Origin of the sequence: Ruficoccus amylovorans, assembly GCF_014230085.1 — a bacterium.
Taxonomy (GTDB): domain Bacteria; phylum Verrucomicrobiota; class Verrucomicrobiia; order Opitutales; family Cerasicoccaceae; genus Ruficoccus; species Ruficoccus amylovorans.
In genome coordinates, this window is the sequence record NZ_JACHVB010000035.1 from 414,221 (window position 1) to 430,375 (window position 16,155).

Consider the following 16,155-nt stretch of genomic DNA (forward strand, 5'->3'; position numbering starts at 1 on the left):
TCCGTAATAAACCTTTGGTGGTAGTTGAGGTATTGGTTTAGGGGCTTCCCGGGAAGGGACGGACTGCTGATGCCGCCCCCTCCCGGAGAAGGATTCCCTAAAAGGGCGCGCAAGCTTACTTGCGGCGTCTGCGAATAATCATCAGGCCGAGAATGGCTCCTCCGAGCATCAAGGCAAAGGTCGCCGGCTCGGGGACAGCGGCATTCAGCGAGCCACTGGCCTCATCGAAGGTAAAGCTGGCGGTACCGTCGGTGCCGGTCCAGATACCGTTACCATCGTAGAGGAGAGCGATATTATCGTAAACACCAGCGATGCTGATAGAGTTGAAGGTGCCGTCGTAGCCGCCCAGGATGCTGAAGATTTGGTAGGTATAGCCGTCCTGTGCGCTGGTGAGGAACACGATGCTCAGGTCGCCGCCGTAGGAGAGCAGCCCGCTGACATCCACCGCGTCATAACCGCTGCCGCGAGTCGTGCCGTTGATGTCAATCATGGTCGTGCCAGCCATTTGCAGGGCGTTGCTGAAGCGGAGATTGCCGTCAACATTCAGGGTCGCGCCGCTTTCGAGCGTGGTAGCTCCCTGGATGATGCCGCCGCCGCCGAGGGTGGCGCCGCTTTTGACCAGAACCGCGCCCGAGCCGGTGGCGGAGCCAGTCGTGTTGTTGGCCAGCAGGGTGCCGGTCTCGACCTCGGTACCGCCCGAGTAGCTGTTGGCGGCCTTGAGGTTGAGGATCGCATCGTCGGTCTTCAGGAGCTTGCCGGAGCCATTGATGGTCGCCGAGAAGGGGGTGTCTGTCTCGATGATGAAGTTGACAGTGCCCGAGGTCAGGGCGAAGAAACGCGAGGCGCTGATTTCAGCCTCGGCTTCAGTGACGGAGTCATAGTTATTCACCGAGAAACTGGTGCCGTCCGCGAAGGTCAGGTTGTTGCCTGTGGCACCCAGCGAGGCGTCCCCACGGCGGATTCTCAGGATCACGCTTTCGCCGACATCAATGCCGCCCGAGTGGGTGTTGCCGGCATTGTTGAAGGAGATCGTGCTATCGCCGATCAGGTTGAGCAAACCGTCACCCTCGATGACGCCGTTTATATTGGTGAATGCGTCTCCATCAATAGTACCGCCATTCTCCGTAATGGTGAACGTACGGCCTGCGTCCAACTGCGTGGATTCACGAACAATAAGCGTGCCGCCGTCGAGCGTAACGCCACTGGTGGATGCACCAAGGTTGCTGTCGGCCTCAATTCGGACATTGCCCTCGCGGATAATGGTGCCGCCGGTGTAGGTGTTCTCGACACCCGTGTACATAGCCAGCGTGCTGCTGCCGGTTTTGATCAGCGGTCCGTCGCCGGAGATGCTGCCTGAGCGGATATGGTAGTACTTTCCATCGGTGTTGAAGGTGGCCCCCTCGCTTCCGATCACGTACTGACGGTTGTAACTGTCGACGGTGCCGTCACCGCTGACATTTGCAGCATTATGGAGGATGCCTCCGTTGATCGTGATGACACCGCTCTCGTCGCCGAGGTTGTAGTCTTCGCCGATAATGACCTCACTGTTGTTGATCGACAGTCCCCCGGTGAAGGTGTTGGTCCCGGTCAGGGTGAGACTGGAGCCGCTCGTACCTGTGTAGGTCAGGCCGCCAGCGCCATCGATGTTACCGTTGATGATAACCGGCCCGCTGGTGGAGTCGCTGATTTCCAGCGAATCGCTCAGGGTGATGGGCACGTCAATGGTGGTTCTGTAGTTGGTGATGTTGGTGCTCGGTCCAAGCAGGTTGAGAGTGGCAGTCGCACCGTTGTTATCGAAGACAAACCCGTGACCGAATCCTCCATTGCTGAAAGTGTAGTAGAGGCTTCCGCTGGTATCTGCCCGCCGTTGGTAGTTGATCGTCAGGCCACCCAGGGTGCGACTGGCATCATTCAGGATGATGGCACGAGCGGTACCAGTGCTTTCCGGGGCGATGGTTGCCGTGTAGCCGGCACCGTCGGCGATGATTCCATCTTCCCAGTTGCTGGTGTCGCTCCAGTTGCCGCTTGTGCTGCTGGTTACGATCCAGTTGCCGTCAGCGGCTTGGGTAGATTGGGGGGAAGACAGCGATGCAGTCAGCACCGCCGCCGGGAGAAGAGCCCACAGGGCTCTGTTTCTATGTTTTGATTGGGGCTTCATAGGTAACGGATTTAACTTATTGTTTGGTAAAAACGTTTTAGCTGATTCCAGGGATTTTACAAGTAAAATGTTTTTCCTCTATAAGCAATGTTGGTGAAGTGAATTACGTAAGTTTATCTCAGGGACAAGCTAGCAAAAGAAGGGGGCTAGCTTCTCGGTGCTTTAGTTTTATTGGGATTAGGTGCGATTCCTTTAGTTCGGGCCTTGCAGATCCTGCTTGCGCAAGCCTTCCAGTAAGGGGGCGGGGAGGGCCGCATCGTAAAAGCGGAAGTTGTCAACAAAGCCGTCCAGCCCTCGGTTGAAGTGCGCGGTATTGCCAATGACCAGAGGGGCGTCGGTGGGCTTTACGGTGCCTTTGAAGTGGGCGCCCCCTCCGTAGATAATGGGGCTAGCGTCTGTGCCGATGTAGTACATGATCGAGGTGCCGTCCCAGGTGACCGCAACAAAGACCCACTGGTCCGTCTGGTTTAGGCCGGTGCCTTTCTTGAATTTGTCAGAGAGGGCGATGACTTCGGCGTCCTGCCCGTCGGTGTCTTTGGCGCCGAGGCGCAGTTCCAGCGCGCCCTTATATGAGCGCAGGACGAATCCCTCGCCGACCGGGGCGGTCGGCCGATCCGCGTACATGACAAAGCGGGTCGCGGCGTCGGAGGATAGCGATTGCTCGGTCTTGTACCAGAAGCAGAGGGTGAACGCTTCAAGGTCCTTGTCGTAGAGCGCGGTGGTGTCGCCGGATTTCAAGCCACTGTTGTTGGCGGTGTCGCCAACGCCTTGTGTTGTATTGGCACTGGAGTCCCAGGCCCGGTCCTTGGGCTGACCTGAGACCCCGGAGCCGGGCGCGCCGTGCTGCTGGTTTGTTCCCTGAGGACTCAGCGGGAGGCGCAGAGAGCCAGTGCTGTCATAATCACCGGAGGATTCGTTGAAGTGATACTGAACCGCGGGTTTGGCGGTGGGAGCGGCCTGGGCGAGCGAGGGCAGGCTCAGGGGCGCCGCCAGTGAGCAAGCTGCCGCCAGCATATGAACGGGCCGGACAAGCGTTTTTAAAGGAGAGGGGAAGGTGGATGTTTTTTCGGGGCGCATGCTTGTAAGGGGTTTGACTTGGTCGGTGATGGAAGACGCATTGCGTCGATTGGCCGTGGCGGCCGGGAGTTGGGCTGATGCAGCCTGTGTTCGTGGTTCCGGTTCTCAGTAAACAAGATCGCGAAAGTTCTTAACCCGATGGAAGGTAATCAGGTTGCCGTCGTGGGCGCTTCGGGCGCGCTCATCTCCACTGCGGGAGAGAATGACAAGGTCGTCGCCGTCGATCGTCATGGAGGCGTAGTGGCGGGATTCCTTGGGAGAGTCACTCATGGCGACCAGGCCTGCGAAGCACCAATCGACAAGGTTCTTCGAGAAGTGAAGGACGAGCCGGTGCCTCTCATTGTTGGGGATGCTGTACCGGTCGTCGGGAAGGAGCTCGGCGCGGGTCATGGAGTCTGTCGCCTGTGAGCTGAGAAGCCAATAGAGTCCGGTTTGCTCATCGTAGAGGATATGAAAACGCATCTGGCCGCCGGGCAGCGGAAGGAATAACTGCTTTTTGCCGGAGGGGACTTCTTCCAGCATGGTCGTCATGCTGCCGTCATCCTGCTCAACCACCTTGGCCAGCGCCGCGTAGCCGGTGCCGCCCGTGTGCGCCCGCATCAGCAGGTGGAAGGTCTTGCCCTGCGGATCGTACCAGTAGTGGGACGGGTCTTTGATCTGCGCCACATTTGTTTCCAGCCAGCCCATGGGAGCCACGGAGCGCGGGGTCGCAGGGCGGCGGGCGAGCATGAGCCGGTCGGGGTATTGCGACGGGTAGAAGGGGACGCCGAAAAAGTCGATTTGCGGGTCATTGTCGCGGTAGCCGGGGATGGTGTCGGAGAAGGCCAGCTCGCTGGCGAAGGTCCAGTTCTCGGGGCGTGTCAGGTCGGTCCCCGAACGTCCGCGCATGAGTACCGGCGTGAAATCACCGACGGGCCAGGTCTTGATGTCATCATGAGCGCGCTTCTCCAGCGCGAGATAGATATTTCCGTTGTGGTGGATGAAATTGGTAGCGCTCTGGTGCCATTGGCCGGAGGCCAGGGTGGAAGGTTCCGACCATGTCTCGCCGTTGTCGGTCGAGCGGATGATGCGTAATCTGTCACCGGAACCGATGGCGTAGATGGAATCTCCGTCGGTGAACAAGCGGCTCTGGCCGATGGCGTAGGTGTGCTTCTTTTGCCAAGTGAGCCCGCCGTCGTCGGAGGTGACGATATATTCGCGGCTGGGCTGTTTGGCCACTTTGCCGCTGGCGCGGTATTCGGCGATCAGGCGGCCATTGTCGAGGGCGAGGATCGATGGATTGTACAACGGCCCGAATTCGGGGTCGGCTTCGGCGACGACCACATAGTCCTGAGCCAGGGCCCTTATCGCTGCGCCGGATTCGGACTGACTATGTACGGCCTGCGCCACCAGCAGGAGTGCAGGCAGGCTGAGGAACGTGGGGTTGAGGCTGCACATGGGCTTAACGAGAGGGCCGTGTGGCGGACCAGGGGAGTGCGTTTTGGGGAAGAGGAGGCTGGCTTATGGTCGAGATTAAATGGGTAGGTGGGCGGACGCAGCGATTGCTGGAATTATCTGCACGTGCAGCAGGCTACTCCAGCGAGTCTTTGCTCTGGTCCCAGATGGTCAGGTCGGTGAGGTCACGGGGTTTCGGTTTAATAAAGAGAGAGAGCAGTAGTGCGAGGGTCAGCGTGAGGACGTTTCCGATAATCGAAAGATAGTAGAGCGGAATGTGGATCGTGCACGAATCAGGCAGGTAGCCCGTGCTGCTGGCCATTGACCAGAGCATGAGAAAAATCGAAGGAGCCAGCCCGAGCCAGATGGTGACGGTGCAGACACGGCGGGTAAACATCCCGGCGATGAAGATGGCGGGAATGCCGATAGTAATGACGACGCCTGCCGCCAGCAGGAAGTCCGTGAGCGTGATTACATCAAGAGCCTCGATCCCCAGCGCGCCACCAATCATAAAGACGGAAACCAGGATCGACAGACTCTTGCCCAGGATCAGTTGGTGTTTCCCGGAGGCTCTGGGGTTGATGTACTTAACATACAGGTCGTTGACAGAGACCATACTGGTGACGTTGATACAGGCGCTCAGGGTGGACATGGCTGCCGCCATCGCACCGGCAATCATCAGACCGACGATCCCGACCGGTAGGTGATTCATGATGAAGTAGGGCAGGATGCGCTCCGCCTTTTCGTAGCCCTGCAGGACCGCGTCCGCCAGGTCCGAGGGATTGTGGAGGAAATAGACGAACAGGCACGAGCCGAGGAAATAGAACATGGCCCAGATGGGCAACGCGCCGATGCTCAGCACGATCATGGATTTGCGTGCGTCCCAGGCGGACTTGGCGGAGCACCAGCGCTGGACCGTTGACTGGTCGAACTGGAGGTTGAGGTACTGCATCAGGCCGACGATGATAATCAACAGCACGGTCTTTTCGCTCAGTCCGCCAAACCAAGGGGTGGCCACCAGTCCGCGGGTTTCGAGGTCGAAGTCGAAGAACGAGAATTTGTTGTTGGCCATGCCGTCATGGATGATGCCGCCCAGCCCTCCGGGCACATGGTAGATGATCAGGCCGATACAGACGATAGCGCTGCCGAGCAGGACGATGGTCTGGATAACATCCGTCCAGATAACCGCGCTCAAGCCTCCCTTGACGGTATAGACCGCGGTGACTCCGACGACCAGGAGAACGGAATGGGCAAAGGTCAGCCCGGTCATCTCGGCGACCAGCAGCGAGAGCAAGTACGTGATCATGCTCGTGCGCAGAAGTTGTGTGCCGATGAAGATGATGGAGGCGTAAGTCGAGATCGAGTTATGAAAGCGCAGCGACAGGTACTGGTAGGCCGAGGTAATCGTGCCGCGGCGGAAAAATGGGACTAGCAACCAGGCGGCCAGCAATGTGACGATGGGAAAAGCGAGGTTGGGCATGAAGCGCAGCCAGGCCGTCTTGAACCCGTCAGCCGGCGTGGCTATAAACGTCACCGAGCTGATGACGGAGCCGATAAAACTGATCCCGATGACGAACCCGCCGAACGACTTGCCACCGAGGAAGTATTGGTCGGATGACTTGTTTTTGCGGCCTACGTAGACGCCGATGCCGATCTGGATGATAAAGTAAATGACGAGGACGCAGATATCTACGGGACCGATTTTCATTGGGGTTGGGGAGTGGTTGGGGTGCAGTGTGGCTAGCTGGAAGCCGGGGAAGTTGAATGAAAGAAGAAAAAACGTTTTTCTTCCCGGCGTCAAACACCGATGTGAAATTTATTCGAAAATTGTAGGATATTCAGGTTTGAAGGAAGATGAAGAAAGGGCGAGTGGGGTGTTGGAATGGCGCTAAGATATGGGTTCGGGATAAGATCGGATGTTGGTCTTTTTAGATTTATAAGGTGCTCGTTAATAGGTGCTAGTGGCTCTATGTGCTTATGTAATGACAGGCCGTTACGGGTCCTGCTCATGTTTTTATTTTGTAGTTAATAAGTCTTTGAGGCTGAATAGACTTACATGTAAGAATACTAGTGGTAGCCTAAGAGTATGCATATATTTTGATTGAAAAAACGTTATTTTTAACCAATCTGATTCCTGTACCCGCGATATATAACCACCCCAGCCCCCTTCTGGTTTTGATTCTCGAGTTTTGGGTCTCTTCGTTGCCGCTGGAGGGGATGGCTCCTTTATCGAGATTAAGTCAAAGCTACAAATTGATCGTTTGTATTTTACTCCCATGAGACACGATTATTCTTTGCCCGTCAGCACCTCTCGTTTCCCGAATAGTGGCAGAAGCGGATTCGCTCTCATTATCGCACTGGGATTGATGAGCTTCATTTTTCTGCTTCTGGTCTCCATGGGGACGATGGTGCGTGTTTCTCTTAGCACCGAGAGTCAGGCGACGCTGACCACGCAGGCCCGTCAGAATGCCCTGATGGGGTTGAACATTGCGATCGGTGAACTCCAGTGGTATGCCGGACCGGACCAGCGTGTGACAGCCACCTCAAGTATCCTGGGAGCCTCGGAGACTCAGGTCGGCACCAAGTACTGGACCGGAGTTTGGGGTAATGCCGGGGCTGCGGACGACACCCGGGAGCCGGAACTGCTTAACTGGCTGGTCAGTGGTAACGAGGAACAGAAGGAATCGATCAGCTTTTCCATGACTGGTAGTTCATTCGGGCAGATCCAGTCGGCTGGGAATCCCGCCGTTAAGCCCGATGAGGTCTTGAGCCCCTCGTTAACGGCTGGCGCGAGCGCGCAGACGGATTTCAAGATCGGGGCAACGGATGCTCGCCTGTTGGTGGGAGCCGGTACACTTGGCACGGCCACCGGGGCCGAGGATGGTTATGTGCTTGCCCCGCTTGTGACGATCAACGAGTCCGATCAGGGGATCGGAGTGGAGAATCGCTACGCCTACTGGGTGGGCGATGAGGGCGTGAAAGCCCGGATTAATCTGGTCAATCCCTGGCCCCAGAGCGCTGGAGGTACCGACGCCGCCAAGGAGCGCATCAGCAGCTTTGGCATGGCACAGCGGGCCGCGACCGAGCAAATTTACGGGCTGGAGTCCTTGCCTTCGGGCGCTTTGGCGGAAAACGATTTTCTGGAAAAAGTCGTCAACAACGCGCAGCTCTCATTTTTGTCAAGCAGCGTCAACTCATCGAATGTGCAGGCCCGTTTTCAGGACATCACGCCCTACAGCCTCAGCGTGCTGGCCGATTCACGTCACGGCGGCTTGAAGCGGGACTTGACGCAGATCCTGCGGAGCGGGGGCGGGAACTCCGACGAGGCCGACGACAAGTTCATCTTCCCGACCAGCAGCGGCTCATACGGTCCCTCCGGTTCGGCCTTCTACACGCAGCCGCCGACGTGGGGGCTGTTGCGCGATTTCGCGGGTTTTCAGGACAGCCTGAGCGACTGGACCACTCCGTTGCAATCGCAGACCCCGACCTCCACCCGCCAGGGGATATCACCGATTATCGTTTATGGTGGCATGGTCTATAGCTGGCGCGTGCTTGAGGATGCGGACGATCCGCAGCAAATGATACTCTCGGTATACGCCTCGCCGCGCTTTTTCCTGTGGAATCCCTATAACCGTCCGCTGGAAGGCGGCACATTTGAGATCGGCTTTATTCCTCCGCGCAAGGATGACAGCCTGGGTGAGAAAGGGATCATCACTTTCGATTTTGCGGAGTCTACGCTGACGTCGTTCAATAATTACAAATACTACTTCAACGTGGGGAAAGGAGGCTTCGTTCTGTCGCCGACGAATACGGACCGCGAGATGATGCGCTTTCGAGTGGATATGCCGCGCAACTGGGAGCCTGGTGAAGTGGTTTCCTTCAGCCTCCCCTCTGGCACCGATACCGTCTTTAGCTCGGGCAACACTACGCTGAGTCCTGAGCAGCCGGTTGATCCGCGTTTGTACGCTGCTGATGCCCGGCTATTGATGGCCTCGCAGGTGATTCCGATGGCCGCCCCAGTCAGTGACCCGAATGCCTCATGGTCTATCAAGGCCACGACCTATCTCAGAAATATGGGTGAGGTCAGCATGTTTCTGGGAGAACCTGGAGCGGGTGGTGCCGGAGCCTCTGCGGCGATTGATCCGGGGAGCGGCAATCATTTTTACCAATGGATCGGCCGGGTGGAACCCATGCATCATAATAGCGGTAATCCAGAAGTCATTGAGGTGATGGATGATGCCCCCATGATTGATTCTTACGGAGAGGCAATCTCTCCTCGGAATATCTTAAACTACGAGATCTATCATAAACTTTCCATTGCGAATGTTTACCAGCCAAGCCTGCCGGTAAAGTGGATTGCTGCGGGCAATAGTCGTGCTTATATGCAAAACCGGACCGGCATGGAGAGTGGAGACGTGGATGACCTCGTCGTGAATCCGCTGTATGTCGGATACTCAAACTGCTTTGAATACTCCACCCACCGGGTTCCTTTCCGCTATCAGGGGGAAGAGGCTACAATAGGCAACGATTACAATAACACCAGCTATGGCGAACGCTTTGTCCGTCCGGCCTTGTTTGAGGTTCCTTCGCAAGTGGCGCCTCTGCTTTCCATTGCCGATTTACGGCATGCGAATACCTCGATACACGCTACCGGCCCAAGCTATGCGATTGGTAATTCTCTCGCGGACTTTCGGATTGGCCGTGACCAGACGAGTGTCTATGTCGGCTCTGGTTATCTGGACCCCTTGACGGGAGCTGCTGTTGAGATGGGGCCGCTGGCGCAGACCCTGTACGACCAGTCCTACCTGCTCAACGACGCTCTGTGGGATCGCTATTATTTCTCGACGTTGCCGGATTCCGGGACGCTTCAGGCTCCGTTGCCCAATAGCCGTCATCTGCTTCTGGAGCAGGACGGTGTGCAGCCAACGTTGGATGATCTGACTCAAAACAGCAGCGGGTCGGATGATCCGGTGGTGGCGGCTTCAAAGATGATGCTTGAAGGTGGCTTTAACGTGAACTCAACTTCGGTGGAGGCCTGGCGGGCGGTTTTGTCCGGTCTGAATGGCCTCGCCTATGACCCGACCGACCCCACCAAGGATGATGCGGACACTTTGATCAACCCCTTCTCGCGTTACCGCATCACCAAGAGCCGAAGTGAACGTCCGGTGTACAGCGGTAGCAGTACCGAGTATATGGTCGATTACTGGAGCGGATATCGCGAGATGACGGACGATGAGCTAACCGGGCTGGCGCAGCGCATCGTCGAGCAGGTGAAGCTTCGTGGTCCCTTTCTGTCTCTAGCCGATTTCGTTAACCGCTCGCTGGACGGTGATGACGAGTTTACCCTTAAAGGAGCGATTCAGGCTGCGATCGATGATGAAGGGGCCGGAAACAGCGCCGAGAGAATCAATTATGTGAAGGAAACAAACTCCACCGAAGGCGGTGGTCGGCACCTGTCAAACTATACGGATGCTGTTAATTACGGCTATGGTGATGGGTGGTCCTCGAGTTACGATCTGATGTCTTATCTGGGCTATGCCGGGGCCAACTCGCGGGACGTGAAGAACAACCCATTCACGCGTACGAGTACCTTTGCGCCGGGGGATATCACGCAAGGGGATGTGTTGGCTGCGATCGGTCCCTCTTTGGCCACACGCTCTGACACATTCACGATCCGTGCCTATGGCGAAGTGCTTAATGCGCTGGACAGTAGCGTCAAGGCGCAGGCTTGGTGCGAAGCAGTTGTGCAGCGGATGCCCGACTATATGGATGACACCGACAGTGCGGAAACGGCGCCGGCGGAACTGGTCAGCCAGGTTAACAAGACTTTCGGGCGACGCTTTGTCGTCACGTCTTTCCGCTGGCTTGGGAAGGATGATGTTTGAGCGTTATGAGCAAAGTCTACCCCGGAAATTTTCTCGTGAACAATATGGTTAGTATGAAACGATTTGGGTCTCTCCGCAGGCTGCGGCGAGGCGTCGTGGGCGGAGGCCGGTGTCTGGGACTTTTGATGCTTGCCGCCGGAGTGCTGCTTCCTTCCGTACGAGCGCAGGTGGAGGAGCAGCCAAAAAACACCTTTCGGCTGACGGCTTTGAGCGGCTCATTCGATGGCTGGAAGTGCAGTGGTTATTCCTCCTCGGACAGTTTTCAGCCGATCATTGCCCAGCGGTACATCTCGGGACCATATCCGTTGGAAGACCGGCGGATGGTCTTCTTCAAACAGGATGAGGCAACTGGCGAGAAGGCGACGCAGACGATTGCTACCGTTCCGGCGGGGATTCGTCAGCCCTTGATCGTGCTGTGTCAGCTTCCTCAACGATTGGAAGACGGTACCGTGCTACCCTATACCGCACTGGTTCTAGATGATTCGCTGAAGAGTACCCCGTTAAACTCTATTCGTATCGTGAATATGTCCCGGTATCCGACCATGATGGCCTTCGGAGGGCAGACTCCGGCGGAACTGGCCCCCGGACAGAGCACGCTGGTCAGCCATCCGCCTCTGGAAAAGGACATGTCTGCGGTGATGCAATTAGCGGTCAGTGCTCCGGGTGGAGAATGGAAAAAGAAGAAGGGGGAACTCTTTTTACGGAAAAACGGGCGCCATTATGTGTTGCTGAACCTTGACCCTTTTTCCGACGACACGATTCCCAGCTCGAATCAGTTGATTACGATTTCCGACCTGAGGCGGCTCCCTCCGGTGCTGATCGAACAGCCGTAATGAACCCGCCATTCAAGGCAGAGCTTAACGAAAATAAAACACCTTAACATTATGAAGAAAATCCTACTCGCTGCATTTTTAATCGCCTTTTCATCGCAGGTATTTGCGGAAACGCTGGCTGGCTGGGACCCGGAAGGTCTCAGCGCCGAGAAAGGTGGCTGGCCGAGCCCCTGGCAGCCGACTACGGTTGCCGATGGAGTCGATGTTGTCCAGGGACTGACCTGCGGAGTCGGTGTCAGGCTGGCGACCCTCAACGATGGCTGGGGGGGCAATGGCTTCGATACCACCAGCGCGCAGGCGGCGGTGACGACCGGACAGTATCTCTCTTTCACCCTGTCACCGGCCAAGGGACGCGAACTGGCTTTTTCATCCATTGCCATGAATATTCGGCTGGTTGGCAGGAGCTATGAGCCCGGCGTTGTCTATCAATGGCAATACCGTATCGGAAACGGCTCATACACCGATATCGGCAAGCCGGTGGAGATCTCCACGGCCAAAGGCCATGAGTATGAGACCAAAGGTATTGCCGCTCCTGAGCTGAAGCTGGATGGCGTATCCGCCCTGCAATCTGTCCGGGAGCCGGTCGAGCTCCGTCTGCTGGCCTGGGCAGCGACCAAGAGCCGCGACTTTTCCTTCGTCTTCGGACGCCTTGCGGGCGATGACCTCGTGATCTCCGGGTCCGTCAAGTAGCGTCGATCCCATGACGCGCGTACGCTTAACAATAACCCCCAACGATATATTCCTATGAAACACTTATGTCTGGCTATTCTCACTTCGGTTCTTTGCCAGGTTGCCGCTGCGGATGTGGTGGTGGCCTGGGATCCGCACGGGTTCAGCGCCAAGACAGGTGGCTGGCCCACGACCTTCGCTGCGACGAGCGTTGGTAATAACCTGATATCGACACCTGAATTAAGTCTAGGCAGTGGTGTCGGTCTGGCCGGGCTGAATAACGGCTGGGGTGGGACAGGTTTTAACAAGACGAGTCTGGCGTCGGCCTATACAAGCAATCAGTATATCGGCTTCTCGCTGGGGGCCGCCGAGGGGTACCAGTTGTCGCTCAGCAGCGTTGATATGCAGGTGCGGTTGACGGCCGATGTGATGAATTGGGACAGCATTGCCTATGCGTGGATGTACAGCACGGATGGTGGCGATACGTTTACTATGACTGGGGCTGCCCAGCGCATTGGCCCATCCTATACCGGCCCGTATAACAGCGACGGGGTCATGATGCCGGGGCTGGACTTGAGCGAGATCAGCGGGCTGCAGTCCTTAAAGACTCAGGTCGAATTTCGTCTCTATGCCTGGGATACCGGCACGGGGCATGGCTCCTTTGCCTTTGTCATTGGCCGTGGCGCCGGGAACGACCTCACGTTCAACGGTTCGGTCAGCGCGGTTCCGGAACCGTCCGCCTACGCGTTCTTTTTCCTGCTGGCGGTTTTGCCGTTTGCGATCATCAGGCGTCGCCGGCGGATTACTGGATGACGGATGAAGAAGGGGGGAGGTGGCTTGCTGCCTCTCCCCTTTGTGTCTCCTGTCATCCGCATAGGCACAGTTTGCATGTAGAGTTTCTGCCCGTTACCCCTTGCCCCAATGAAGCTTAGTCATACTCTTTTTCAGACCAAGGCCGTTTGGTCGGCCTCGCTTTGTTCTGCGCTGTTGTGTAGTTCCGTGATCGATACGAAAGCCGTTGACTTCAGCGAAGTTCCCGGCTCCGTGATTTCGTACATTGAGGCACCTGACATCTGGGACAGGTTGTTTGGCGACGAGATATATGTCGCCTCGCCATCCATTACGGTCATGCCGGATGGCTCTTATATCGCCTCGCACGATCTTTTTTATGGGTCCAACAATTCGAAGAACCGCTACACACGCATCTTTCGTTCCACCAACAAGGGGCAGAGCTGGACGCGGCAGACCGAGATCACCTATGCTTTCTGGTCAACGCTCTTCGCTCATAACGGAGCCCTGTACCTGTGGGGGTATCGCGATGGGGGCGGGGATTCAACCGGTGATATCCTGATCCGGAAATCCACTGACTATGGCGTAACCTGGACGAACCCCTCTGATGCAAACAGCGGCCTGCTCAAGGACGGCTCCTATGGCGGAACCCCCAATACGCCCGTGGTCTATAACGGTCGGATCTGGATCGCGCAGAGTGGCAAGCGGGTCATGTCTGCCCCGGTCGGAGCGGATCTGCTGAAGGCGAGTTCGTGGACATTGTCCAACACTGCGAATACCAACGACGGACCATTGGGAAGCGAGTTGATCATCAGCGAGGCCCAGGTCGTGGCTTCTCCGCAGACTGGCGTGGTGTTGCTTCCCAAAATCGGCGAAAACCCGAATTCGGTTTTGTTGCGTGCGTCATCGGCCACGACGATGGTGAAGCCCGGCAACGAAGATTGGGTCAGCCTGCCGGGGGCGGAAAAAAAGTTCGCCGCGCAGTACGATGCGGTTTCCGGTCGGTTTTATGTCTTGGACAACCCGGTACTCGCCGTCCATGAGGGCGTGACAACCGCGGCCCTGACCCGTACGACCGGTGCTCTGCTTTCCTCTCCGGACCTGGTGAATTGGGACGTGGAGAAAATCTTTCTTTTTACCCCCAACATCGATAACGGCTCCTGGGGCGAAGGCTTTCAGTACTTCCAGTTTGCAATCGACGATGTGGACGAAGACGGACAGAGCGATGACCTGGCGATTGTTTCGCGCACCGCCTACCGTATCAGCGGTGAAGAGAATCCTCCGCGCGGGCACGACAGCAATCTGATGACATTTCACCATATCGACAACTTCCGCACGGCTGCCCCCGATCAGTACCTCAAGCTCGAAGACGGTACGGTCAACCGCTATGAGCGAACGGGCGATGAGCCCGCCCCGCTCGGGGCGTTCGCGCTGGGGGCCAGTTTCGTTGGGGCCGCGCTGAGCAGCCCCAACGGCCTGTCAACTGATAGCCAAGGCGACGTCTATGTCCGTGAATCGGGTGGTCGCATTTTGAAATTTGATAATGCCGGCAATTTCCTTGAGCTCGTCAGCGGTCTTCCGTCCGGCCAGAGCTGGAGCACCTCCACGCGCAACATTACCGCTCCGGGAACAGACCGGCGTGCCTGGGCCAACCAGAGTTCGACTCGGGGCAACTGGAGTGACCCGCTCAACTGGCTTTATTGGGGGCGCCCGGATACGGATGAGGAGATCGCCCGCTTCGGATCAGCCAACAGCGACACCGCCTATGCGGATATCAACGCGGGTGAAGTTTTCACGGTCAAGGGTCTGCACTTTAACAGCCCCAACCGCTACATCATCGATGGCGGCGGTAGCTTCAAACTCAAGGCTGACAGCGGGCGCGCCTCTATCACCGTGCTCCAGGGAAGCCACTGGCTGCGCGTGACGACGACGCTGCTTTCCGACACGGACCTGCATGTGGCCGACGGGCAGCGTTTCGAGTTTCGCGAGGGGCTGGATCTGGGCGGGCGCAGCCTCCGCAAAACCGGAACCGGTACTCTCGACTTCGACCAGGCACTGACGATGGGGGGCGGGGAGCTTGTAGTTGATGGTTTGTCGCCGTTTCTTTTTTCGACACCGACTCAGGGACAATTGACGCTGGACGGCGACATTGTCTTTGAGCCGGATGGCAGTTTGGCGCTCGTTGCCGGAGCCAGTTTTGATCTGGTGGACGGGCAGGGGAATTTCAACGGTCAGCAGTTTGATAATATTGTGCTGCCCGCCCTCGGGAGTGGCCTGCAGTGGGATACCTCAACCTTTTACAACAACGGTGTTGTCAGCATTGAGGCCCTTCCTCCGACCGTAACGATTGTCTCTTCGGATGCCTCGGCGGGGGAGTACGGTAGCGATCATCAGTTGGTTTTCACGGTCAGCCGGATGGGAACGACTTCAGGTACATTGGTTGTGCCTCTGGTCGTTTCGGGGACGGCGACGCCGGGCAGCGACTTTACTGGTGCGGTTTCGAGCCTGACGCTGGGAGACGGGGAGGCCAGTGCCACCGTCACACTGACCGTACTCGCCGACGACGAGGCCGAGGGGGATGAAACAGTAACGATCAGCCTCGGGTCCAGCTCTGCCTACACGCTGGGGTTTCCTTCCAGTGCCAGCGCAACCATTGCGGACAGACCGTCGCAGGCATTTTACTTTCAGCACGTTCCCAGTGCCGCTGCCCGCTTGCCCAATGACGATCCAGACAAGGATCGGTGGCCCAATGTGGCCGAATATTACATGGGGACTCAACCGGATGATCCCGCGAGCCGGGGAGTGTTTGCGCTGGAGACAGCCGGGGCTGGCGGCTATGTAGCTGAGTTTAAGCGCGTCAAGGGAGTGGTTGACGTGACAGGCAAGCTCCTCTGGTCCACGGACCTGACGAACTGGTTCCTGTGTGGCCAAAGCAATGGGAGCCTGACCGTGAATGCGGTCGAGAACGTGCAATCCAATAGTGGCGACGCTTTTGAAACTGTCAGGGTGGCCTTGAGCCTGGATGGCGAATCTCCTCCGATTCTCTACGTGCGGTTGGCGGTGGAATCGGATAGTGATTAATTCTGCGGTAATGGAGATGGGGCGGCTTGCCGGTAGCGGCGGGCGAGGACTCCCCCGGACCGACTACTGCTGTACACCTGCCTGAATCCCGGTTGTCGTATCTTGAACTGATCCCGAGCGTTCATCGGGCTGGACACCTTTTGGAAACGGTACAAAAAAGGCGGGGGCCGCACGCTGCCCCCGCCTCGAAGTTCCGATAGCGAGCAATGGATGAGCGCCGATGGGCGAC

The 16,155-nt window shown here is 57.3% G+C and carries 9 protein-coding genes; 5 read left to right on the plus strand and 4 right to left on the minus strand.

Annotated elements, in window-relative coordinates:
- Nucleotides 1–115: 115 nt before the first annotated feature.
- From H5P28_RS13345 to H5P28_RS13360, 4 genes are all read right to left on the minus strand, one after another.
- A complete protein-coding gene (locus H5P28_RS13345; protein WP_185676203.1) occupies nucleotides 116–2,101 on the minus strand; it encodes an autotransporter-associated beta strand repeat-containing protein in 1,986 nt (661 codons plus the stop codon).
- Nucleotides 2,102–2,350: 249 nt separating this feature from the next.
- A complete protein-coding gene (locus H5P28_RS13350) occupies nucleotides 2,351–3,235 on the minus strand; it encodes a LamG domain-containing protein (RefSeq protein WP_185676204.1) in 885 nt (294 codons plus the stop codon).
- Nucleotides 3,236–3,340: 105 nt separating this feature from the next.
- Complete coding sequence (locus H5P28_RS13355; protein ID WP_221773426.1) at nucleotides 3,341–4,672, minus strand: sialidase family protein; 1,332 nt, start codon at nucleotides 4,670–4,672, stop codon at nucleotides 3,341–3,343.
- A gap of 133 nt (nucleotides 4,673–4,805) precedes the next feature.
- Nucleotides 4,806–6,377, minus strand: a complete 1,572-nt coding sequence (locus H5P28_RS13360; RefSeq protein ID WP_185676205.1) for a sodium:solute symporter family transporter — start codon at nucleotides 6,375–6,377, stop codon at nucleotides 4,806–4,808.
- A 481-nt stretch (nucleotides 6,378–6,858) separates the two neighbouring features.
- On the opposite strand from H5P28_RS13360, the gene H5P28_RS13365 reads away from it, so the two are divergent.
- The 5 genes from H5P28_RS13365 (at nucleotide 6,859) to H5P28_RS20010 (ending at nucleotide 15,926) form a co-directional block, all read left to right on the plus strand.
- Nucleotides 6,859–10,554 (plus strand): hypothetical protein, encoded by a 3,696-nt coding sequence (locus H5P28_RS13365; RefSeq protein WP_185676206.1) that lies wholly within the window; start codon nucleotides 6,859–6,861, stop codon nucleotides 10,552–10,554.
- 125 nt (nucleotides 10,555–10,679) lie between these two features.
- Complete coding sequence (locus H5P28_RS13370) at nucleotides 10,680–11,387, plus strand: hypothetical protein (RefSeq protein WP_185676207.1); 708 nt, start codon at nucleotides 10,680–10,682, stop codon at nucleotides 11,385–11,387.
- Nucleotides 11,388–11,438: 51 nt separating this feature from the next.
- Entirely contained in the window at nucleotides 11,439–12,077 is a 639-nt protein-coding gene (locus H5P28_RS13375; RefSeq protein WP_185676208.1) for a hypothetical protein, read from the plus strand.
- 54 nt (nucleotides 12,078–12,131) lie between these two features.
- The gene (locus H5P28_RS13380; RefSeq protein ID WP_185676209.1) at nucleotides 12,132–12,869 is read left to right on the plus strand and encodes a hypothetical protein; all 738 of its coding nucleotides are present in this window, start codon (nucleotides 12,132–12,134) and stop codon (nucleotides 12,867–12,869) included.
- A gap of 186 nt (nucleotides 12,870–13,055) precedes the next feature.
- A complete protein-coding gene (locus tag H5P28_RS20010; RefSeq protein ID WP_185676210.1) occupies nucleotides 13,056–15,926 on the plus strand; it encodes a Calx-beta domain-containing protein in 2,871 nt (956 codons plus the stop codon).
- Nucleotides 15,927–16,155 lie beyond the last annotated feature (229 nt).